General features: G+C 40.4%; 18 protein-coding genes. 16 read left to right on the top strand and 2 right to left on the bottom strand.

All coding sequences use genetic code 11. From position 1 onward, the window contains the following. The first annotated feature begins 8 nt into the window (after positions 1-8). The 7 genes from PO771_RS10465 (at position 9) to PO771_RS10435 (ending at position 6,950) form a co-directional block, all read left to right on the top strand. Entirely contained in the window at positions 9-1,004 is a 996-nt protein-coding gene (locus tag PO771_RS10465) for a patatin-like phospholipase family protein (protein ID WP_272559619.1), read from the top strand. 145 nt (positions 1,005-1,149) lie between these two features. After that, positions 1,150-3,144 (top strand): methyl-accepting chemotaxis protein, encoded by a 1,995-nt coding sequence (locus PO771_RS10460; protein ID WP_272559618.1) that lies wholly within the window; start codon positions 1,150-1,152, stop codon positions 3,142-3,144. A gap of 191 nt (positions 3,145-3,335) precedes the next feature. Beyond that, positions 3,336-4,622, top strand: coding sequence for a VTT domain-containing protein (locus PO771_RS10455; protein WP_272559617.1), 1,287 nt, complete (start codon positions 3,336-3,338; stop codon positions 4,620-4,622). 138 nt (positions 4,623-4,760) lie between these two features. Then, on the top strand, positions 4,761-5,525 hold the full coding sequence (locus PO771_RS10450; protein ID WP_272559616.1) for an alpha/beta hydrolase family protein: 765 nt from the start codon (positions 4,761-4,763) through the stop codon (positions 5,523-5,525). A gap of 106 nt (positions 5,526-5,631) precedes the next feature. After that, entirely contained in the window at positions 5,632-6,219 is a 588-nt protein-coding gene (locus tag PO771_RS10445) for a TetR/AcrR family transcriptional regulator (RefSeq protein WP_272563138.1), read from the top strand. A gap of 66 nt (positions 6,220-6,285) precedes the next feature. Beyond that, positions 6,286-6,633 (top strand): DMT family transporter, encoded by a 348-nt coding sequence (locus PO771_RS10440; RefSeq protein ID WP_272559615.1) that lies wholly within the window; start codon positions 6,286-6,288, stop codon positions 6,631-6,633. 2 nt (positions 6,634-6,635) lie between these two features. After that, on the top strand, positions 6,636-6,950 hold the full coding sequence (locus PO771_RS10435) for a DMT family transporter (RefSeq protein WP_272559614.1): 315 nt from the start codon (positions 6,636-6,638) through the stop codon (positions 6,948-6,950). 732 nt (positions 6,951-7,682) lie between these two features. On the opposite strand, the gene PO771_RS10430 is transcribed toward PO771_RS10435, so the two are convergent. Then, positions 7,683-11,330, bottom strand: coding sequence for a tetratricopeptide repeat protein (locus PO771_RS10430; RefSeq protein ID WP_272559613.1), 3,648 nt, complete (start codon positions 11,328-11,330; stop codon positions 7,683-7,685). Between the two features lie 212 nt (positions 11,331-11,542). Here PO771_RS10430 and PO771_RS10425 point away from each other — a divergent pair, with 212 nt between their 5' ends. The 7 genes from PO771_RS10425 to PO771_RS10395 all read left to right on the top strand — a co-directional run bounded on the left by PO771_RS10425 (position 11,543) and on the right by PO771_RS10395 (position 19,035). After that, positions 11,543-12,568 (top strand): transglutaminase-like domain-containing protein, encoded by a 1,026-nt coding sequence (locus PO771_RS10425; RefSeq protein ID WP_272559612.1) that lies wholly within the window; start codon positions 11,543-11,545, stop codon positions 12,566-12,568. Between the two features lie 184 nt (positions 12,569-12,752). Next, complete coding sequence (locus PO771_RS10420; RefSeq protein ID WP_272559611.1) at positions 12,753-13,520, top strand: ABC transporter ATP-binding protein; 768 nt, start codon at positions 12,753-12,755, stop codon at positions 13,518-13,520. Further along, positions 13,507-15,438, top strand: coding sequence for an FtsX-like permease family protein (locus PO771_RS10415; protein ID WP_272559610.1), 1,932 nt, complete (start codon positions 13,507-13,509; stop codon positions 15,436-15,438). Before PO771_RS10420 ends, PO771_RS10415 begins: the two co-directional genes overlap by 14 nt. A 22-nt stretch (positions 15,439-15,460) precedes the next feature. Beyond that, positions 15,461-15,820 (top strand): YxeA family protein, encoded by a 360-nt coding sequence (locus tag PO771_RS10410; protein WP_272559609.1) that lies wholly within the window; start codon positions 15,461-15,463, stop codon positions 15,818-15,820. 27 nt (positions 15,821-15,847) lie between these two features. After that, on the top strand, positions 15,848-16,900 hold the full coding sequence (locus PO771_RS10405) for a DUF418 domain-containing protein (RefSeq protein ID WP_272559608.1): 1,053 nt from the start codon (positions 15,848-15,850) through the stop codon (positions 16,898-16,900). Between the two features lie 14 nt (positions 16,901-16,914). Beyond that, on the top strand, positions 16,915-17,622 hold the full coding sequence (locus tag PO771_RS10400) for a response regulator transcription factor (RefSeq protein ID WP_272559607.1): 708 nt from the start codon (positions 16,915-16,917) through the stop codon (positions 17,620-17,622). Positions 17,623-17,625: 3 nt separating this feature from the next. Next, positions 17,626-19,035, top strand: a complete 1,410-nt coding sequence (locus tag PO771_RS10395) for a sensor histidine kinase (protein ID WP_272559606.1) — start codon at positions 17,626-17,628, stop codon at positions 19,033-19,035. 44 nt (positions 19,036-19,079) lie between these two features. Here PO771_RS10395 and PO771_RS10390 read toward each other — a convergent pair whose 3' ends face one another. Next, on the bottom strand, positions 19,080-19,649 hold the full coding sequence (locus PO771_RS10390) for a C40 family peptidase (protein WP_272559605.1): 570 nt from the start codon (positions 19,647-19,649) through the stop codon (positions 19,080-19,082). A 153-nt stretch (positions 19,650-19,802) separates the two neighbouring features. Here PO771_RS10390 and PO771_RS10385 point away from each other — a divergent pair, with 153 nt between their 5' ends. Both PO771_RS10385 and PO771_RS10380 read left to right on the top strand, forming a co-directional pair. After that, positions 19,803-21,047 carry an O-antigen ligase family protein gene (locus PO771_RS10385; RefSeq protein ID WP_272559604.1) on the top strand — a complete coding sequence of 415 codons (1,245 nt, stop codon included), beginning with the start codon at positions 19,803-19,805 and terminating at the stop codon, positions 21,045-21,047. Positions 21,048-21,300: 253 nt separating this feature from the next. Next, the gene (locus PO771_RS10380; protein ID WP_272559603.1) at positions 21,301-22,857 is read left to right on the top strand and encodes a COG4705 family protein; all 1,557 of its coding nucleotides are present in this window, start codon (positions 21,301-21,303) and stop codon (positions 22,855-22,857) included. The last annotated feature ends 75 nt before the right edge of the window (positions 22,858-22,932 follow it).

The raw sequence follows: 22,932 nt of genomic DNA, 5'->3' as shown, positions 1-22,932 counted from the left end.
GGAGAAACATGACAGATCGTACAGGAAATATGGTGGCAGTAGCGGTACAGGGGATTGGCGGAATGAATGCATTTAATGCCGGGGCGTTGCAGACATTTCGTGAGCATGGGATACGTCCTGATATTTTGTCAGTAACGAGCGGGGCGATTTTATCTGCCTATTACTATTTAGATGAACAAAACCTCCAGGCACTTGCAGAGTTTTATACGAAATATTTTCAAGAGACGAGTGAAGATGGGGTACCGGATGAAGTAAAGTTCATGCAGTACGCGCTTACAGGAATGCCGGATGTATTTCGTACGATTTCACCACTGGAACGATATATGACAAGCTTTCCGTTATTAACCTGGAGTGATTGGTTATCGTTCTGGTTTCCTGCTAAAACGTATGAATCCATTCGCCCTGATTCTTTTTTTGAAGAGATTGCAAATCGGTTTGCGTCATCGGATATTGGAATTATTGCGAATGCCTATCATTTTGCTAAAGACAAAGCGGTACTGTACACGAATCATGCCGCACGTGAAAAAACAGAGCTATCAATTGGCGAGGATGACAATTATATCGTAAAAGATATGTCGGCTGATGGCATTAAAAGCTGCTTACAGCTTATACAATATGGAGAATATAACGGGGAGTATGACGGGGCATACCAGTATAACCCAGTGTTGGGTCCACTTACGGTCGCGGATCATATTATCCTCATTACAGTCGAGACGATTGAGAAATCTTTAAAGCCTATTACGAGCTATTTTGATGTGGAAGATTTCAAACTAAAAATGCTTTTCAAAAATGCAATCTATGCGGAATTGAACAGTATTGAGTTGATTAATCGACTTATTAAGGAAGGGAAGTTAGTCGATTCAAAATATAAATCGATTCAAGTTTCGATGATTCAACCGAATGAGTACCGTGGATATTTCGACTATTTTGTAGAGACGCCCACCTTTTTTGCGAATGGAAAAGAGCAGGCGGAGGAGTTTCTTAACACGACAGCTATTGTATAAATATAAGGGGAATTAGGCTTATCTTATAGCATATTGACTATAAAATAGGCCTTTATTTTATGTGCTCAAAATATACTAAAATGATATAGTGTGTATAATGTCGTAATATTATAAAAATAGACAAAATAAAAGGGGGGGGGTTGAGATGCAGTCTATTCGTTCTAAAATATTGGGGGCTATCATTCCGCTATTTATTATAGCGTTGCTTGGTACCTCATGGGGAAGCTACAGTATTACATCCAGTCTTCTAGAGAAAAACTTCCAGACGATCTCGATAGAGTTAGAAAACCGAGTCGTGACCTCATTAGATACGTGGATGGAGGCAAGAAAGTCGGATGTTCGCTTATACAGTACGAATAGTGAACTGATTACTGCACTTAAGACGGGCAATATCGACGCGCAGAGATCTTATATTGCACGGCAGAAAGATAACTGGCAGCGAACGATGCTTGGTTTTTTCGTGGCAGATGCGAAAGGAAATGCCTGGACAACGCTTAATAACAAGATCGTGAGCATCGCGGACAGAGCATATTTCCCAAAAGTCATGGCGGGTGAAACAGTTATTTCTGATCCGCTTGTGGCACGTGGAGACGGTACGACACAAATTGTCCTCATCGTACAGCCGATACTAGATGAGAATAAGCATGTAATTGGGTCGATTGGTGGTACAGTATTGTTGAAAGACATGTTTTCGCTTGTTGGGAATTCCCCGCTTGGTGAGAATAGCATGTATTATATGCTCACGGCCGATGGCACAGTTATTACGCATCCGAAAAAAGAGTACATCTTGAAACGTAATGTAACACGTGATGAACAGAACGCGGATTTGAAAAAGATTTTGACAGAACAGGCGCTGAAACAAGAGAAGGGGAATGCAAAATACATAGACGAAAATGGTACGCATTTTGTATTTTTCCAGCGAGTGAAAGGATCGAATTGGGTATTTGTATCAGAAGTGTCTGAGAAAGCTGTCACAGAAATCACTGGCCAAGCACTGCACTGGACAATGTTAATTTCTCTTGTAGCATTAGCTGCAGCCATCATTATTACACTCGTGCTTGTATTTCGGGTTACACGTCCCATTGCTGGATTACGACAAAGTGTCCTATCGATTGCTGGTAATGACCTAACAAAAGAAGTACCTGTGTTGTCCAAAGATGAGCTTGGTGAGCTGAGTGTACAAGTGAACCATATGCGCGAGAGTTTACGCACAATGATTCACGAAATTACTCGGACGTCAGACAACGTAACCATGGCATCGCGTGAATTGCATGAACGCAGTGCAGAATCAGAAGCGGGACTTAAAGATATCGGAACAGCGATTGAAGAGATTGCAGTAGGTTCGAACGAGATTGCGGCACTCATTTCCAATGTCACACAGTATATGGGCCGTGTGGCACAGAATGTTCACTCGCTTGTTGACGATAGTAAAGTCATGAATGAATCAGCGAGCAAATCGGCAAGTTCAGCGCATAATGGTCGTTTGCTTGGTGAACGGGCTGTTGAACGGATGGATACGTTACAGCAGACAATGAAAGAATCAACAGATGTTATTGTACAATTAGGAGAAGATGCACAGCGAATTGAGGAAATGGTTGTGCTCATCCGAGAGATTACCGAGCAGACGAACTTGTTAGCACTTAATGCCGCTATTGAAGCAGCGCGTGCGGGTGAGAACGGTCGCGGTTTCTCTGTTGTAGCCGATGAAGTGCGCAAGTTAGCGGATCAATCTAATGCTGCCGCGACACGTATTGCCGATATTGTTGGGGAGACCCGTCAACAAATTGGAAAAGCGATCGAAGTTATTACCGTCGGAAATACCATCGTAGACGATAGCGGGAAAATGATGAAACATGTGAATGATTCATTCAGTGAGATTGCGCATGACGTAGAGCATATTTCGACACGCTCGCATAATATTATGCACTCGGTCGGCCAATTGAATGAACAAAATGCGCGGATGACAAAAGATTTGCAGCACGCGACTTCGATTACAGAAGAATCCGCAGCCGCATCGGAAGAGATGAGCCAGATTGCTGGTCAGCAAGTGAATGTGGCACAAGGACTGGTGCAGATGGCGGATGATTTGGCATTGTTGTCTGAACAGTTATTAGCGCTAGCTGGAAAATTTAAAATGTAGTATATAATAGTAATCATGGAATTGAGATATAATAAAGAAGCCTTCCGATGATATTCTTAATAGAATCGGAAGGCTTTTACTGTTTTTTTCATTGCAGTGAACTTTTTTAATAAATATCTCGTCCTTTTACTTGAGATTTACGAATAGTACCGGGATAGACTTTACGGGATTAATGGGAAGGAAGAGAACTGGTGGAACATATAGTACCTTGGATGAATCATTATGGATATATCGTTTTATTTTTGTCGCTTTTGCTGGAATTGATCGCCCTTCCGATTCCTGGGGAACCCCTTATGAGTTATGTGGGATTTCTTGTTTTTCAGGGAAAAATGAATTGGGGACTGAGCATCCTGGTAGCTTTCAGTGGAAGTGCATTAGGGATGACACTCGCTTACTGGATAGGTTTTGCGCTTGGTGCTCCGTTTTTTCATAAATATGGTCACTATATTCATCTAGGACCCGAGAGACTCGAAAAAGTTTCCCAATGGTTCAGCCGATATGGAAACAAGCTATTAATAATTGCTTACTTTATTCCAGGTGTCCGGCATTTTACTGGATACTTCTCGGGTATTAATCGCTTACCTTTTCGGAAATTTGCGCTTTATGCATATACGGGTGCTTTTATTTGGGCAGGGACTGTTATTTCACTTGGCAAAATCCTGGGATCGCAATGGAAACATTTCCACCCTGCGATAAAAAAGTATCTCATTATTGCGGGGATTGTCATTGCGGTGGCGATTGTTCTTTACTTATTGTACAAAAATAACAAAGCGCAGCTAAAAGCGATCACGACAACGATACTTACAAGGATCGTACATACGTTTCATTCTCTAGGACGTGTCCGGTTTCTTGTTACGACAGTCGCCGCAATCGGGGTCATTCTCTTCATTGTCATGATCAGTCTTATTGAAGACTTTCTGGCGAACGAGTTTAAGCAGTTCGACGAGGTTGTAAGCGCGCTTGTTCCGTTAGTGTTTACCTCAGATTGGGCAGGTTGGATGCGGTTGTTTGCTTATGCAGCATCGTGGCCGGCTCTGATTTCAGTCGCTGTTCTTTCGCTTGGATGGATTATCGTTGTGAAAAAAAACCGAGGCCTGGAAGCTTTTTTTCTCTGCTTCACTTTTTTCGGTGCAAAACTTTTTGAAGAAGGGCTACAGCATATTTTTCATCATCTATCACTCGCTTTATCGCATGTGGAACATCTTTCGTACAATTTTCCAAGTGAACATACGTTGATGGTGACGGTTGTTTACGGATTTGCGGCGTTCTTATTGATTCGCCATCTTGAAAATCCAATCGTAAGGATGATGATTGGAACCAGCTTCTTTCTGATTGAGATTCTTGTCGGGGTCAGCCATTTGTATTTCGCATTAAAGTATCCGAGCGATATCATAGCAGGGTATGTTTTTGGGGGCGTATGGCTGAGTGTAAACATTGTATTATTAGAAATCAATCGTTTGCTGCGCACGACCTTTTGATTGTTAAAGTAATAAAGAAGAGGCAGTGCTTGTGTTTACAAACTCAAATAAAAGGTATATTCTTTAAAATTAAGTCTAGTAAAACAAGATAGAAAAAGGAGGATATACCTTCTGCTGTAATGAAGAGGTGGTAAAGACATGCAAATATTTAGCAAGATAAACGGAAATCATAGTGTGATTATGAGACCGGAAGTCCCCAATGGATATGGGATCATCATCGCAGGTGGTAGTACAAGCTATGTGTCGGAGAATTCGAGCGATTTTCATGAAAATGAGGAAAAACGAGGGCTGTTGCAGCACTTAGTCGAACAAGGGTATACGATTGGAATTTGTAACCATGCCAATCAAAAGCATTGGGGAAACCCCGAAGCGATAAAAAATATGCAAGGCTTACATCATGTTTTAGTGGAACAGTGTAACATCAATCCATATGTTCATATGTTAGGAATAAGTATGGGAGGCATAACATGCTTGAACATTCTGGCAGGTAACGATATTCCTATTATGTCAACTATGCTCATTAATCCCGTACTTGACTTATCCGCTCATCGATCATACATCACAAAAAAAGAAGGAATCGATCGGATCGGGTACGAAATTGCGGAAGCTTACAACATTCCGTACAATCAAGTGGATGCTTGGTTTGAAAATGATGCGATATTGGATAAAGAGTTGTTCTCGTGTCCTTGTCTAGTCACACATGGAGATGGCGATCATGCAGTACGATGGCAAAATAACGCTCTCGTATTTACAAAGTTAAGCTTAAATAGCCAGCTTCCAGTCCAGCTGCGCATTGTGAAACATGCAAGACACAATGACCCGAATTTGCTGGGTGACTACACACGTATACGGGAATTTTTCCAACAAAGTGAGCCAAAAGAGTTTTCATTCACGAATAAATAAACGACGATAAACAGGTGCCCTACATAATAAGTGGGGCACCTGTTTTGACAAAATAGCAAATAAGTTGTAAAATGAATGAGAGTCAGTCATATAAGTAAGGAGTTTGATAATGAACAAACGAGAAAAAATTATTCATGCCGCGATAGAGGCTTTTCGAGATAAAGGAATTGAGAAAACGAAAATTTCGGATATTGTGACATTAGCTGGAATTGCACAAGGTACGTTCTACTTATACTTTCCGTCAAAGCTAGCTGTTATGCCAGCCATAGCAGAAGTAATGATCGAGAAGACGATTGCTGCGGTCAAAGAGCATGTGCAAGAAGAAGCGTCTTTCCTTACTAAATTAGAACAGATGATTGATGCGATTTTCATCGTCACGCGCGATTATCGAGAAGTGTTGTCTCTTATTTATGCCGGTCTTGCCGCAACAGAATATATAAAAGAATGGGAAACGATCTATGAGCCTTTCTGTTCATGGGTACGCAACTTTTTGCAACAAGCTAAAACTTCTGGCATCATCCGCGATTCGATTGATGTGGAACGTACGGCAAAGTTGGTAATTGGTCTTATTGAATCGGCAGCTGAACAAATTTATTTATATGACTTCAAGCAAGAAGATAAGGTGCTCGTTCAAAAAGCAGAGGTTTTGGAATTTTTGAAGCATGCCCTGCATGTTCGAGAGGTTCAGGAATAGAAAAGTGGAATATTCATTATTCCACGCAATAAAATGAATGATAATCAGTCATTAGAGGTGGTAGTAATGAATAAATCTTGGATATATGTGATCTTAACTTGTCTGTTTGAATTAATTTGGGTGTTTGGTTTTAATACGGCTGAAACCTGGTGGCAGTGGGGATTGGTTATCGTGTTTATTCTCTTTGATTTCTATACGCTTCCGAAAGCGTGTGACACGATTCCAACCGGAACGGTGTATGCCATTTTTGCAGGCGTAGGCACAATAGGGACGGCGCTTATGGATGTTTTCTTGTTTGACGGAAATTTTAGTGTAGAAAAAGTTCTGTTTATGACACTGCTGATTGCGGGGATCATCGGGTTAAAGCTCGCGGATAATAAAGTAATCGATAAAAATATGGAAGGAACGTTTTAATCATGGGTTGGTTATTTGTATGTTTGGCGGCAGTAAGTGAAATGGTCGGTGTCATTGGTCTTAAGCTGTATAGTCAAAATAAAACAGTACGCAACGGAGCGATCTATATTGGTGGGCTTGGAGCAGCCTTTGCATGTTTATATGCATCTTTCAATTATTTGCAAGTAAGTGTAGCGTACTCCGTATGGATTGGGATGGGAACAGCTGGTGCGGTTTTGGTGAATATGATTTTCTTTGGAGAATCAAAGAATATTGCGCGGATTGTTAGTCTCGTTGCGATCATAATTGGTGTTACAGGATTAAAGTCTCTATCATAACATTCAATAAGAAAGAGGTTGTTTCAAATGCTGTAACACAGCGACTGAGGCAGCCTCTTTCTTTTCTTGAGGGTGGTTTTTATCCAAAGTGTGGTGGAGGAGCGGGATCGGGCGGGTCCTCGTCACTTGGTACGCTTACGGAGAAGCTGTAACTGTCCGCTTCAGGCGCCAGACGAACTCGCCCACAAAAGATGCCCACGATGGATTACAGTGAAGCATTGTGGGCAAAAGCCCGTTCGTCTGCCCCCTTCCACTAAGCAGGCACGTACAGGCGTTCCGCAGCCCCGCCCGATCCCGCTCCTAACACACTTTGGTTAAACATCATCAAGAATAATCAAGATACTGAGCTTTGCTATGCAGGTAAAAATAAAGAAAACCGTCTTTCAAAAAGTCAGTGTCTATCGAGCAAATCAATTCTAGCGACGAGAGTCTTTTTGTAAACCGAAACGTTGTGCGGGGAGTGGGAGAAGGGAGGAACACAAGCGCCTGTACGCACCTACTCAGCGGAGGGAGAACGACGAACGGGCTTTTGCCCGCAATCCTTCAGTGAACGAGCATCGCAGGCTGTTCTTTGCGGGCGAGTTCGTCGGGCTCCCGGAGCGGACAGCTACTACTTCTCTGCAAGCGTACTGAAGCGAACGGCTCCTTCTCCCTCACCACCAAACGTTGTCGATTCTACAACAAAAGCTGTCCCGTCCGCCATGTTCTAGTTCTTTTGGGACAGCTTTTTTCTTATTGAAGCAGATGCGGGGATGGATTATATAACTGCTGCAATTGATTGATCGCCTTTAAAATGATCTCATCATCAAAACCATCTAGCTCACTGATTTGCTCAATCCGTTCGTCTAAACTCCATTCTTTATCTTCATAGAGAGACCATAGTACGATATCATCAATCGCAAGCGCAAACTCCAGCTGATGATCATAATAAATATGGGCACGTTCCAAATAACTACTCCCATGCTGTGGGTTAATCGTAAGACATTGCGTAAAAACTTCGAGTGCTTCATCGATTCGCCTTAACCGTCTGTATAGAACGCCTAGATTATAATGGGCGTGATCGAGCTCTGGATGCAATGTCCGATATTCGAGGGTATCTAGTAACGCTTCTTCATAATTCCCGCTTTGATAATGAAGATAGCCACGTAGCCAATAGAGCGAGCCAGAGAGAGGATCAATCGCAAGTCCTCGGGTACAATCTCGAATTGCTAATTTCGGTTTATCAAGTTGAATATGACAGTTCGCACATTGTTCATAAATCCAGGCAGCCTCTGGATTTATGCGTAGCCCTTCCGTAAACTCAGTCAGCGCAAGCTCCCACAATTCCATACCGTAAAATACGCGTCCCATTGCTGTATGGTAATATTCAACTTCTTTTAGCTCTGGATTTAATTCGGCTGCTTGATAAAGATCTTCAAGAGCATTTTCATGCTGCTGTATTTGATAACGAGCATAACTTCGCTTCATGCGTATATCTTCACGATCGTGCAGTTTGATCGCAAGTGAATAAGCGGCATTAGCCTGTGCGAAATCTTCGATACCTACTAAAATATTCCCCTGTTGAACAAAATTAAGGACGTCATCATCTTCCATTTCAATAAGTTTTTTGTTTATCTCATACGCTTCTTCATATCTTTCGAGTCGATAATAAGCATCGGCAAGCAGATAAAGCGAAGTGGGAGAGGGAGGATGCTTTTCGTGCAAGGTAAGTAAAACTTGCAAGGCCTGTTCGTCTTCATCTTGTGCCCAATACAGGCGGGCTAGCTCATAACAAGGTGCTTCCTCTTCATGATCGTGTACAGCTTGAAGGAGAAGCGTCTCAGCTTCTTTCCATCGTCCCATGTTTTGTAGTATTTCACTTTTGCAGAATAAAAGACTGAGTGATTGAGGAAATATAGAGAGCCCTTCGTCAAGTTGCTCCTGTGCTTGCGTATAGTTTTCTTGTGTAAGATAAAGTCTGGCCAAAGGTAATGTGTAATAACAATGCGTTTGCAAAGAAGATCGCACCGCATCAATGGCCGGCATCGAATAACCGGCACGTTCTTGATAAAGTGAAATACCGTGATCGGGCTGAGACTCAAAGAATGAAATGCTTTCTTTCCCTTTCTGCAAGTAATGGATCGCTTCTTCCACTTCTCCTATTTGTTCTAATGAGTAAGACAACCAATAGTAATAAATCGGAATCTCACGTGATGGGTCCTCTACCGTCATTTTGAAAATACGAATGGCTTCCGGGTAATCTTCCATTTGTACATATGTACGAGCTAACTCATAGTACGTAGAAATGACGGTTTCCTCAGTCTCCCGCTTAATTACCTCGTTGAAATCTGCCACTGCTTGTTCGAAATCACCGAAATCCTTATAAATGATTGCGCGCGCATACCAATACATATATGGCTTTGGATTCAAACGAATAGCCTCATTCAGATCAGCCAGCGCCCGCTCGTCTTCGCCACTTTCTCGCAAAATATGTGCCCGTCGCTCATACGCATAGTCATAGTCGGTGTACTCAATTATGTCTGTAAGAATTTGCAGGGATTGATCCACTTTCCCTTCGCTATGTAGCCGCGCCGCAATAATTGAAAATTCACGGAACGGATAGGGAGACTGTTCGTCGATGTGGAGTGCTTGTTTTATCACTTCCTTCGCTTCTGCCTGTTTGTTCATTTCCCGAAGAACCATCGTTTTGTAAATAAGCAACTCTACGGATGTAGGGAAGTGTTCAAGCCCTTCCTCAAGCTGTAGTAAAGCTTGGGTGTAATCGCTGTTCTCGTAATACAAAATAGCAAGAGGCAGCGTAAACAGATAGGCTTCTTGTGCGATTTGACGCATTCGTTTACTAGCATGTACAGAGTAATTAGCACGTTTGTAATAAAGTGAAAGGCCTTGATCATGTCGGGATTCAAAGAAAGTGAGTAACTCTTTTCCTTTTAGCAAGTAATAAATCGCTTCCTCAATCTCACCTAATTGTTGTAATGATTCACTTAATCGATAGTAATAAACAGGAAAGGCATAATTCGGATCTTCCACCGAAGTTTTCAATGCAAGCACCGCTTCCGAGTACGCACCCATGTCCATATAGATACTTCCCTTTTCATAATAAGCGGAAAAGGCATCTTCTCGACTTCGGCGTTTGATTGACTCATTCATATCTTCAACAGCCTTCTGTTTATCGCCAAAGTAACTATGAACTAAAGAACGTGTATACCAATACAGATTAGGCTCCGGATTTAAGCGGATTGCTTCATTTAGATCAGCCAGCGCCCTCTCATCTTCGTCGCTTTCTCGTAAAATATGTGCTCGTCGCTCATACGCGTAGTCATAGTCGGCACGCTCAATTACGTTTGTAAGAAGTTGGATTGCATACTCCGTTTCTCCTTCATCATGTAGCTGTGCGGCCATACTCGAAAATTCATGAAAAGGGTACGATGAATTGGCGTCTATGTGAAGTGCATGATTGATTACTTCCTGCGCTTTTGTCCGCTGCTTCATTTTTTGCAACGTCACGATTTTGCGAACAAGAAGCTCCATCGATTGAGGAAAATCCAGGAGCCCTTCGTTGAGCTGCTCTAGTGCTTTATCATACTTTCCATATGCATAATATAATTTCGCAAGAGGTAAGGTGAAATTATATTGGTTTTGACAAGTCTCGCGAAACGAGTTACTAGCCTGCCTAGAAAAATTGCCTCGTTCACAATAAAGTTTAATGCCGTGATCAAGTTTCGACTCGAAAGAAGCCAATAATTCTTTCCCCTTACTTAGGTAATGAATGGCTTCCCCGAGATTCTCTTGCCTTTTTAACGCTTCAGATAATCTATAGAAATAAATTGGTACAGCATACTTCATGTCTTTCACAGTTATCATAAAAGCTTTGGCAGCTTCAGAATACTCACCTATGTCCATATGGATAATACCTTTTGCATAATGAGTAGAAATCGATTCTTCGGGGCTTTCTCGTTTAATACACTCTTCCATATCTTCAATTGCCTTTTGGTAGTTCCCAAGGTTACTGTAAGCTAAAGCACGCGTATACCAGTAAATAGGGGAGTGGGGATTGATCCGGATTGCTTCATCAAGATCAAGTAGTGCTTTATCTGACTCATTATTTTCAAAAAAATAATGGGCCCTACGTTCGTAAGCAGCATCTGATTGGGCACGTTCGATAATTTGGCTTACCAGTTGAATTGCTTTTTCAGTTTTGCCTGTAATATGAAGCATTTCTGCTACATGTATGAGATCGTCATCCTTTAACTCTGTAACACCGAATTTGTGGTAATAGCTAAGGGATTTATTTGCCTCGCCTGCTTCACGATATTTCCTTGCTAATACAAGATATCGTGCTTTGTGAAGATGTCTGATCTTTTTGAATATATTTTTCACGATGGCTCTCCTAGTATATTTTTTTGATATTATAACTGAAAATTGGAACTTATTAAAATAAAATCATAAATTAAGGAATTATGGTGATTATTTACCGGGTGTTTTTCCCTTGGAATTGTTCCGTGACTTTTCATTGCACTCGGCAGCATACCATATTACTATGGAAAAAGATAAGAAAATGAACAGTAAAATGTTCACGAGGAGGAATGTGTATGCTAAATCGGTTGTTACGAAGTTTATCTGTCGCAGTACTTGCTTGGTGTCTCATACTAAGTCCTGGTACAGTCTGGGCGAGTCAGGGAGTCAGTTATACAAATTCACGCGATATTGTGGTTCAAGCTACGATTACCGTTCCTAAATCACAGCTGGCGAATCTAAGCAGCTATACAATCAAGGGAAGTCTCATAAATGGGGCAGAACACCCATATGCGAATCCTTATTATTATGCAGGTGCAACCAAGCAGGTAGGGATCAGTTCAGATAGCGAGAAAAATTTCTTTTATACGATCTCTGAAAATATCGAGAATGAAAACATAACAAGTGATAAAACGTATACAGCTGTGGCGAAAGTAAAGTCCTCTCTTGTTACGTATAATATCTCCCCAAAACAAGTAGCGAGCACAGTCGCATATCCCCCAGAAGTAAAACGATACGTAGTGCCAAGCCCTCAAATCGAAAGCAATCACCCATTAATCGTAAAAAAGGCAAAAGAGATTGTAAAAGGAGAAACCAATCCATACGTAAAAGCAAAGAAAATTTTTGATTTTACGAATACGTATATGGACTATACGGAAAAAAACGCATGGGGTACTGCGGTTCAAGCACTGCAAAGACGTTCCGGTGTGTGTGAAGATTTTTCTCGGCTCATGGTAGCTTTATTACGGGCAGAAAATATTCCAGCACGTACAGTGGCCGGATATGCCCTTGATAAGAATGAAAAAAATGTAGATTTAACAGAGGAAGACTATGCCCATATGTGGGTTGAATTTTATTTGCCAGGGTACGGCTGGCTTCCGGCTGATCCAACAGTTTTAGAATATGATGAACATGATAAGCGGGTAGCTGCCCAAAACTTTGGGATGGGAAACTGGTATTATATCCCTGAAGTGATCGATCAGGAAGGGGGAATTAGCTATGAGTATTACACGAAGGAGGGAGTCGAAGATAGCGGGGATCTGCTAGATCCAATCGTTACAGAAAAAGGAAAGGTTGAAACAAGTAACAGTACAAAAAACTGATTCATGATCAAAAATGAACGAACATGCAAAGGGGCTGTTGCCTATTCGTCTATGTAGACGTTTAGGTGGCAGCCCCTTTTTAAGGTTTATGTAAGGTTCACATTAAAATGGTGTAAGGTTTGCGAACTATAATAACTTTTACAGACGAGGATAAACATCAATAACTTTTATAGGAGACATCCAGATGAAAACAATTTTACAAGCGATACATGTACAAAAAGTATTTGGGACTAAAGGAAATCTGTATAAAGCGCTGGAGGATATTAACTTAGAAATTCAAGAAGGTGAATTTGTTGGGATAATGGGGCCATCTGGTGCTGGTAAATCAACACTGTTGAATATTTTATCGACAATTGATACACCGTCATCAGGTGACATCATCATCGATGGTCAGGATATTGTCAAAATGAAGGAAGAACAACTATCAGACTTTCGCCGCAATAAGCTCGGCTTTATTTTCCAAGATTATAACTTACTTGATACGTTAACCGTGAAAGAAAACATTTTGCTTCCGCTTGCCTTATCAAAAGTGCCGCCGAACGAAATCGAAAAACGCGTCAATGAAATTGCGGATACATTTGGAATTCGGGAGATCTTAGATAAATATCCGTACCATATATCCGGGGGACAAAAGCAGCGAACAGCCGCATCCCGTGCGATCGTTGCCAACCCAAGCCTAATCCTGGCGGACGAGCCGACAGGTGCACTCGATTCAAAGTCTGCTACAAGTTTGCTTGAAAGCTTACGCACATTAAACGAAAAGAATACAGCAACCATTATGATGGTCACTCACGACGCATATGCGGCAAGCTTCTGTAAGCGAGTATTATTCATTAAAGACGGCGGACTCTTTACGGAACTTCATAAAGGCCAGCAATCACGCAAAGAGTTTTTCCAAAAGATATTAAATACGCTTGCCTTGCTTGGAGGTGAAGAGCATGACATTGTTTAGTATTGCCAGAAAAAACATACAGAAAAACATGACGAATTACTTTCTTTATTTTGCTTCGATGATATTCAGCATTGTGATTTACTTTACATTTGTGTCATTAAAGTATGATCAAACGATTCAAGCGACTTCTAACGCGTCGCCAAAAATCAGTTCGGTATTTAGCAGCGCGGCTGTCGTTCTGGTTATCTTCGTAACGATTTTTATTTGGTATTCTAACTCGTTCTTTACACGGAAACGCAAAAAAGAAGTTGGCCTTTACTCGTTGCTCGGTGTACGTAAGAAGCAAATTGGTCGCATGCTTTTTTATGAGAACTTCATAATGGGAACGTTAGCTCTCGTGGTCGGCATTCTGCTCGGTTCTGTATTATCCAAGTTTTTTGTAGAAGTTTTAATGATGGTTATGGGCTATGATGCCATTGCTGCTTTCACCATTTCACCCGAAGCGATCATGAACACCATTGTTGTGTTCACGGTTATTACGCTGATTACATCGTTTCAGGGATATCGCTTAATTTACCGTTTTAAATTGATTGAACTATTCCAGGCGGATAAAGAAGGGGAGCGGGAACCAAAGGCATCTTTTATCATGGCTTTATTATCGGTTGTATTGATCGGCATTGGTTATTGGCTTGCCCTACAAAACTTGTTGGACTCAGCTGCATGGAGAAAGCTGGGGTTTATGATCGCGCCGCTTGTTATCTTAAGTTCCGTTATACTCGGTACGTATTTCTTGTTTACTACCGTAACGGTTTATGTATTAAAGATGGTAAGAAACAACAAGAAGCAGTACTGGAATGGCATTAACGTAATCGGCATATCCCAACTGCTATACCGTATCAAAGGAAATGCCCGTACGCTAACCGTCATCGCTGTACTGAGTGCGACAACATTAATAGCTGTTGGAACCGCGTACAGTATCTATTACAACACTAGAAACAATGTAGAAATCGCTGACCCAAACAGCATGATGTTTATTGCCATAGACAAACATATAGCCAATCAAGCTAAAGATTTGATTTCAAAGCATAACACTCATGACATTGTTTATCATGAAGCAATTTCTACACTACAAATCGATGCAGACGTATCCAGCTTAAATAGTAAGTTCTCCAGCGATGAGATGGCGTATACCGTGATTGCCAACCGTGATTTTAACAAGCTGGCAAAAGCACAAGAAAGGAACGATGTCCTTTCGTTAAAAGCAAACGAAGCAGCGATGTTAGACCCCCAATACATGAAGGGAATGTCACCTAACTATGTCGGTTCTACGATTTCTTTACAGGTAAACGGTCATAAGGAGAACATTTTATTTACGCATTTGAAAACCTATACGGTACTCAATCTGTATACAGCGGGTGCGATGCTCGTAGTTAGTGATGAACTGTTTGTAAAATTAAAAAACGAAATCACTCCTGTGAATATGGAGATGTACAAGATTACCAAAGAAGAGGATGCAAAGTCATTAACAAAAGACATTCAAGCCATTATGCCGGAGCAAGCACGTTTCTCAAGCTTCTATGCAGATTACGCGGCTGGCTTAGAAACAACAGGCTTACTGATTTTCATGGGCGGTTTTTTAGGGCTCGTATTCCTTGCGGCAACAGGAAGCATTATTTACTTTAAACAAGTAACCGAGGCGAATGCAGACAAGGGACGCTATGAAATTTTGCACAAAATTGGCGTGAATAAGAAGGAGTTACGAAACAGCATTGCCAAACAAGTGTTATTCATTTTTGCCTTGCCTTTGCTTGTAGGAATCGCTCATTGTATGGTGGCGTTAACGGCTTTATCAAGACTTTTACAAACTAGCCTGGTTATTCCCATCAGTATATGTATGGGCGTATACACATGTATGTATATCGTGTATTACTTCTTAACTGTCAATGCGTACTACAAGATCGTGACAAAGACAAAATAAAATGGAATGAAGGGGAAGAACGATGAAAAAATGGATGATATCTTTAGCGGCAATCGCTGCTTTGATCGTTGGATCGTTAATTTTTATGCAAAATGTGAATGTAAACCGCTTCGGTACAGACAATTATTATGTGCAGATTACGGGGAATGGAAAGAAAATAGAAGACAAATTAACGAGCGGAGAAAAATTTGTCACGTATGAATACACGTTGCCTGCCTTTGATCAAGAGGGGAAAGAAAAGATGCTTATCTTTACAAGCACGAAACCGCTTCGCAAAGAGGCGTATATCAATCTGTTTGTGAAAGAAGAACAGAAAGTAACCTCGTATCAAGAAGTGAAAAAAGAAGACATTCCTGGAAAAGCAAAAGAAAAATTAAAATGAATTGATGTATAGAAAGGGGGGCATAGAGTGAACCCATCCATATCACAGAAAGAAAGAATTGTCTCATTAGATATTATTCGTGGCCTTGCGCTATTCGGTATATTGTTTATCAATGTAGCAGGATACAAAGTTTTGGTGGAAGGTGGACCCATGCCGGACTATAGTGGAGTGAATGGAATCATTCGAACACTGATCTCCATTTTCGTGGAAAAAAAGTTCTTTTCGATTTTCTCCTTTTTGTTTGGCGTGGGCTTTTATATCTTCGCCTCACGTGCGGAGAACTGGGGCGATAAGCCAAGGTGGCGCTTCACAAGACGCCTACTGGCTCTTCTCTTGTTGGGAATCATCCATGTTTTATTTTTCTGGGGGACGATCTTGCCTGCTTATGCAGTGATTGGTTTGTTGCTTCTCCCTTTTTATCACGCAACCATTTATACAATTAGTAAGTGGCTTGGAGTGATTACCGGGATTTACGTGGTTGCACTTATAGCAAAGCTCGCATCTCCTTCGATGGGGAGTTTCTCAGGAGTAATTAATTTTATTATTAGTGATTCCACGTTAATCTTCCTGATGCTTTTAGCAGGCTTTCTGGCTGCTAAGGCTGATTGGATCAGGCAGATAAACGATTTTAAAAAACAGATTAGATGGATTCAAATTGGAACATTTCCTGCCGTTGTTGTTTTTTCTTTCTGGATTTGGACAGCATCTGAAAAGAGCGCAGAGAACCTCAGCCAAATCATTTCTATAAGCACCATTCCGATGGTTTTATTTTACGTAACTACATTGTTTTCCATACTGGAGAATAAGAAGATCCAAAACTTCTGTAAGCCCGTGTCACGTGTAGGCCAGATGGCGTTTACGAATTATGTAGCCCAGAGCTTTATCGGATTAGCCATCATCTCATTCATGGGTCTTGAAGTTGTATCACCTAACCATGTTGTCCTCATTTCCTGTCTAGTCTTTGCTTTGCAAATCATCTACAGTAATGTATGGTTTGTATTCTTTAAGATGGGACCTTTAGAGAAAGTATGGCGCTTTATGACATATGGAAGAGGTATACTAACAAAGAGAAACGGTTAGGAGGCTGGCCATATATGTCATTACAAAATAAAAAGGTTTTACTGATCGATGATGAAGAAGATATTTTACGAATTCTAAAAACGGTATTAACAAAAGAAGGAATCGATACCATTTATACTTCGACAACTGCAAAAGATGGGTTTGCGCAATTTCAACAAAAACAGCCAGATCTTGTTTTGCTCGACATTATGCTGCCGGATGGAGAAGGATATGATGTTTGTAAACAAATAAGAAGTATTTCGAAGGTGCCTATTTTATTCCTATCTGCAAAAGGCGAAGAGATTGATAAAATTTTAGGCCTTGCGATTGGCGGTGACGATTATATCACCAAACCATTTAGTCCAAAGGAAGTCGCGTATCGTGTAAAGGCACAATTGCGCAGGGCTGACTATATGCAAGTTGATGACAAAAATCATCCCTTAAAAGCAGGCCCTTTTGAATTATATGAACAACGAGCAGAATTGAAAAAGAACGGAAAAACCATTGAGTTAAAGCCAAAAGAACTTGGCTTAATGGCGCATCTTCTTAAAAACCCCAATCAAATTATTAGTAAAGAAAGTCTCTGTGATCATGTATGGGGCGAAGAATTTATCGGTTTCGATAATACGATTATGGTACACATTCGGAGGTTACGGGAGAAGATTGAAGAACAACCTTCCAATCCGCAATATTTGATTACAGTAAAAGGCTTAGGCTATAAGCTTGTGGTAGAGGATAAATAATTGATGAAATGGCGGTTAACGGGGCGATATATATTATCCATTGTTTTAGTAGTGATACTCGTTGTTTTTATAAATTTTCTGCTGATACTAGCCTTGCTCATAGCCCAGGCTACAGGTAAAGAGCCGATTTTTCAAGCAAATAAAACATCCGCTGAAGCATTTACAAGGAGCTTAGATGATTATGTGATAGCTTCTGCTGATCGTGTGACAATAAATGAAAAAGGACAAAATGCGCTGCAAAAAAACAACGCATGGATTCAAATCTTAGATGAGAATGGCCAGGAAGTATACAGCTACAGGCTACCAGCAGGGGCAAAAAAGAAATATACACCATTAGAAATTGTACAAATGTATAAGTATAAAGAAATTGATGCGGAAACGACTGTTTTTGTGAGTGGGAAGGAAATCAATCATAAAAAATACAGTTATTTTATTGGAATCAAAAATCCTTATATCGGTAAATATGTCTTGTCATATGACTATCGGGATATACTCCACATGTTTAAAGTAGGCAGTACGGTCTTTATTATAATAGATGGCCTCATTGCTTTATTGATTGGCTATTTATTCAGCAAAAGACTGACGCAGCCATTAAGCATGCTCATAGATGGAATCAGAAGATTAGCAAACAAAGACTATGATGTCATTTATGAACCGAAAGGCATGTATAAAGATGTTTTTCATAATGTGAATTATTTATCCAATCAGCTAAAAGTAAATGAAAATGAACGAAAAAAGCTAGATAAAATGAAAGAAGAATGGATCGGAAACATATCCCATGATATCAAAACACCGTTAGCTTCCATTCAAGGTTATGCTGAAATGATGAAAGACCCGGACTATCAGTTTTCATTAGAAGAAATGAGAGAATACGCAGAAATTATTGAAAATAAATCCCTTTATATAAAGGAAGTCGTTGAAGATTTGAGCATAACGACAAGATTGAAAAATAAAGAATTAACGTTACATAAAAAAGCAATTAATATGGTAGCTCTTTTACGAAGTATTGTCATTGATATTTTGAATGATGCCAAATATTCAAATCGATATATTGAATTTCAGTGTAGTCAGGAACGGATCAAAATAGATGCTGATGAGATTTTTATTCGGAGGGCGATAAATAATCTGATCTATAATGCGATCGTCCATAACGACAGCAGCACCCAAATTGTCGTCTGTATCGAAAAAAAAGAACGGACATACATTACAATAAAGGATAATGGAAAGGGGATACAGAAAGAAGAACTGGAGAGAATTTTTGACCGTTATTATCGTGGGACTAACACAGGAGAATTACATAAAGGTTCCGGACTTGGCATGGCCATTGCCCGTGATATTATTTGGGCACACGATGGAGAAATTAAAATCAATAGTGAAATTGGCTGCGGGACAATGGTTGAAATTCAGCTTTGAAGATGTGAGGAACTAAAAATAACCGGGCATATGCCCGGTTATTTTTATAAGATGCGTTTTGCACCGACAAATTTGGATGCCCAGTATTTATCTTTTAAGTTCGAAGCGGCTACACCTCTTTTGGTTGTAACGGAGAGGAACGTATTGTTGCCAAGGTAGATGCCGACATCGGTTGCACCTTTGCCGACATTTGTATTAAAGAAGACGAGATCGCCTGCGATCAAGGCGTTTTTTGCGACAGGTTTCCCTGTTCGAAATAGCGAATTAGTAGAACGAGGGATGTTTATTCCGTTTTTTGTGAATAAATAGTTAACATAACCAGAAGAATCAAACCCTTTAGGCGTAGATCCCCCCTGCAGGTAGCGTGTTCCTTTGAGCGATTGTGCAAGTTTTAAAACTTGGGCTTTTTGCTGTTGTGTGTTAAGTTTAGGTTTAGCAACTACAACTGCTGGGGTTGCCGGGTGAACAGGTGCGACGATCACAGCCTTTGGAGCTGGTTGTTGTGCTGGGATTTTTGTCGCTGGCATGGTATCGGCCCATACAGAGAAAGCTGCTGCGGGTAAAAGTGAAGAGATTCCAAGGCAGACGACTGCTTTTTTAAGTTGTTTTTTCATTGTAAAATCTATACCTCCAGATTTCATGTTTATAACTACGTAAAGGTTACTAATACATTGTATAGGTAATAGGTTAATAAATCTTTATAAAAAAATTAAAAGCAGCTAAAAAGCGTATAAGAGAGATACTCAAAAGGGGAAAGGATATAAAGAATGTTTACGGATAAGAGGGACCATTATAAAAAAATAGGAAAGCTTGAGGCTGGGATGATTTTGCTGTATGTATTACCACCTATTGGTATTACATGGCTCATGCTGATTGGCTTGTTCCAATTATATCGGGTAATCCGCGGGCGAAAACCACTTGATGTTACCGTCACCGTTGTCTTTTTCTTAAGTTTGTTCATTTCCACTGTGATAGCTTCCATTCAGCTTCATAACTTGACGTACCTAATGTCCGTACTTTTTATTTTGGGGTATCTCGGTTTTTATCTGTATGTAAAACAGCACGGAACCATCCAACTTTTTCGAAACTGGCTCTGGATTAACATCGGCGGAGGGCTATATATTGCTTTATTAGGATGGATACAAGTATTGTTTCACATTGGATGTTCAACGGATGGAATAGTGGGCTTAGTAACGGGTACAAGATTATTTGGCTATGATCAGTTGGATCGTCTATTCGGAAGTACGTATAATCCTAACTTTGCTTCGTTTTTGCTGCTGTATGCTGTAGCTCTGTTATTAGTCGTATGGCTCTATAAAATCCATCAGAAAAAACGAAAAATTAACCTGCTATTTATTGGTTGTTTGGTTGTTTTATCTACAGCGATTATTGAAACAGGGTCACGTACCGGATTTGCCGCGATGGTGATGTTATATCTCTTCTTTTTCTTCCGCCTTCGTTTGAAGCTGCGCTTTTTGGGGCTGATCGGATTTTTGACATGTACTCCGCTATTTATGGAATGGCTGCCGCGGAGTGGAAGCCTGGGAGAATCCATGAGTGATCGAAAATTGATCTGGGAAACAAGTTTGAACATATGGAGAGAGCATCCGGTTTTTGGCGTTACACCAAACGGATTCCAGGACATGTATAAAGAGTTGATCGGTCAGTATGTTGCTCACCCTCATAATATTTTTCTCTACTTTTTTGTGAATTTTGGTACGGTGGGAGGCATGGCATTTTTGCTGCTGGTTGTTGTCCTATTGTACCGACTTTTATTAACGTTGACAGCGAGTCGTACGCACAAAGAATTTTTAGATGTTTTTTTGTTTTTAATTCCTGTCACGCTTCTCACTGGACTGTTTGATTTTCCTATGTTTTCACCACAAACAGCCCTAGTAGCGGTTGGGCTGATCGGGTATTGGGAGTATTATTCCAGAATGTGTTCTTTTGGCTATTCAACATGGAGGCAGAAAGAAGAAACGAAGATGAAAAACATCGGAAGGGATAACTGATAAGGAGAGGCTGCCTCAAAAGCTGTAATACAGCATTGAGGCAGCCTTTTTTTGTAGAATCGACAACGTGTGTCTTTCAGATTTACGTTACATAAATCTCATTTAATTCTCATCGTATTCTCATTTTTTAGGGGGATAGTATCAGATATAATTTAATTTGTAGTCCAATAAAATTTACTTTTGGTTTTAATACAATCAGGTAAAACAAAAGATTAATTTGTGGGAAACCGCTGCTAAAGAAAGGAAGAAATATATGGAAGACAACCAGACCAAATTGAAAATTTTACTTAGCAAAGTACCAGAAGTTACGATTTTCTTTTGGATCATTAAGGTTTTATGCACAACTGTCGGTGAAACATTTGCTGATTTCCTAAACTTCAGCCTTGGATTTGGTTTAACTTTCACTACGATCATTATGGGAATCGCGTTTTTCATCGTATTGTTTCTTCAATTCAGAGCAACGAAATATATTCCAGGCATTTATTGGCTAACGGTTGTTCTTATAAGCGTATTTGGAACGCTGGTCACTGATAATTTAACAGACAGTATGGGAGTACCTCTTGAGCGTAGTACAGTAGTTTTCTCTGTGCTGCTAGGATTAACGTTTCTTTTTTGGTATCGTAGCGAAAAAACACTTTCGATCCACTCGATTTATACAAGAAAAAGAGAAGTTTTCTATTGGCTTACCATTCTTTTCACATTTGCGCTTGGAACAGCAGTCGGCGATTTATATTCTGAACAACTTGGTCTTGGTTATCTCAACACAGGAATAACAGTCGTTAGTATAATAGCTTGCGTATTTTTGGCATGGAAGTTCTTGAAACTGGATGGAGTATTAGCGTTTTGGATTGCGTATATTCTGACTCGTCCACTCGGAGCATCATTAGGAGATTACCTATCTCAACCAAAAATTAATGGCGGGTTAGGTTTGGGGACAACCGTTACGAGTGTAATTTTTCTTATAGGTATTTTAGCGATCATCATTTTTCTTGCTGTTACAAAAATTGATACAACGGCAAAAAATGAAGCAGTGGCAATAAACCAAGCACATGAAAGTAAGAAAAATGTTTTGACACAAACTATTGTGGTACTGTGTATTTTCTTAGCTACCGGTATAGGCGGTTATGTTTGGTGCAGCAATAATATCGCATCGCAAACTGATTCTCCACAAGCTACATTAGCTGGACAGTTAACGGATTTTGTTAAAATCGAAAATGATATGCTGAAATCTGTAAACGCAAATGACTTTACTTCGGCGAAAAAAGGTGCTGACAATTTGGAACATCAATGGGACATATCAGAACCTAAGCTTAGAAAAATCGATAGCACAACATGGACCCAAATCGATGGAACGATTGACGATGTATTAGCAGCCGTTCGTTCAGCAAACCCTGATGCTAGCCAGTGCAAAGCTACGCTTACCAATTCGCTTAGTACCTTAAACGGAGCAAATAAAGTAACATCGCAAACTAATTCTTCACAAACTACAGTAGGCGGAAAATCGCAAATCGATTCTCCACAAAATAAATTAGCTGGACAATTAACAGGGTTTGTTAAAATCGAAAATGATATGCTGAAATCTGTAAACACAAATGACTTTACTTCGGCGAAAAAAGGCGCTGACGATTTGGAACATCAATGGGACATATCGGAGCCTAAGCTTAGGAAAATCGATAGCACAACATGGATCAAAATTGATGGAACGATTGACAATGTACTAGCAGCCGTTCGTTCAACAAATCCTGATGCCAGCCAGTGCAAATCTGCACTTACCAATTCGCTTAGTATCTTAAACGGAGCAAATAAATAAAAATGAAAAACGGTCGTCTGTTTTCAGACGATCGTTTTCGTGCTTACCCGCAGTCCGATGCAAAAAAGGAAGGGG

The organism is Aneurinibacillus uraniidurans, assembly GCF_028471905.1.
GTDB lineage: Bacteria > Bacillota > Bacilli > Aneurinibacillales > Aneurinibacillaceae > Aneurinibacillus > Aneurinibacillus uraniidurans.
Note: the sequence above shows the minus strand (reverse complement) of the source record. Positions and strands in the feature narration are given on the sequence as shown.

Excerpts from the sequence above, each read along its gene's own strand:
- PO771_RS10465 (WP_272559619.1), top strand. The coding sequence starts at position 9 with ATGACAGATCGTACAGGAAATATGGTGGCAGTAGCGGTACAGGGGATT.
- PO771_RS10460 (WP_272559618.1), top strand. The coding sequence starts at position 1,150 with ATGCAGTCTATTCGTTCTAAAATATTGGGGGCTATCATTCCGCTATTT.
- PO771_RS10450 (WP_272559616.1), top strand. The coding sequence starts at position 4,761 with ATGCAAATATTTAGCAAGATAAACGGAAATCATAGTGTGATTATGAGA.
- PO771_RS10440 (WP_272559615.1), top strand. The coding sequence starts at position 6,286 with ATGAATAAATCTTGGATATATGTGATCTTAACTTGTCTGTTTGAATTA.
- PO771_RS10435 (WP_272559614.1), top strand. The coding sequence starts at position 6,636 with ATGGGTTGGTTATTTGTATGTTTGGCGGCAGTAAGTGAAATGGTCGGT.
- PO771_RS10425 (WP_272559612.1), top strand. The coding sequence starts at position 11,543 with ATGCTAAATCGGTTGTTACGAAGTTTATCTGTCGCAGTACTTGCTTGG.
- PO771_RS10420 (WP_272559611.1), top strand. The coding sequence starts at position 12,753 with ATGAAAACAATTTTACAAGCGATACATGTACAAAAAGTATTTGGGACT.
- PO771_RS10415 (WP_272559610.1), top strand. The coding sequence starts at position 13,507 with ATGACATTGTTTAGTATTGCCAGAAAAAACATACAGAAAAACATGACG.
- PO771_RS10410 (WP_272559609.1), top strand. The coding sequence starts at position 15,461 with ATGAAAAAATGGATGATATCTTTAGCGGCAATCGCTGCTTTGATCGTT.
- PO771_RS10400 (WP_272559607.1), top strand. The coding sequence starts at position 16,915 with ATGTCATTACAAAATAAAAAGGTTTTACTGATCGATGATGAAGAAGAT.
- PO771_RS10395 (WP_272559606.1), top strand. The coding sequence starts at position 17,626 with ATGAAATGGCGGTTAACGGGGCGATATATATTATCCATTGTTTTAGTA.
- PO771_RS10390 (WP_272559605.1), bottom strand. The coding sequence starts at position 19,649 with ATGAAAAAACAACTTAAAAAAGCAGTCGTCTGCCTTGGAATCTCTTCA.
- PO771_RS10385 (WP_272559604.1), top strand. The coding sequence starts at position 19,803 with ATGTTTACGGATAAGAGGGACCATTATAAAAAAATAGGAAAGCTTGAG.
- PO771_RS10380 (WP_272559603.1), top strand. The coding sequence starts at position 21,301 with ATGGAAGACAACCAGACCAAATTGAAAATTTTACTTAGCAAAGTACCA.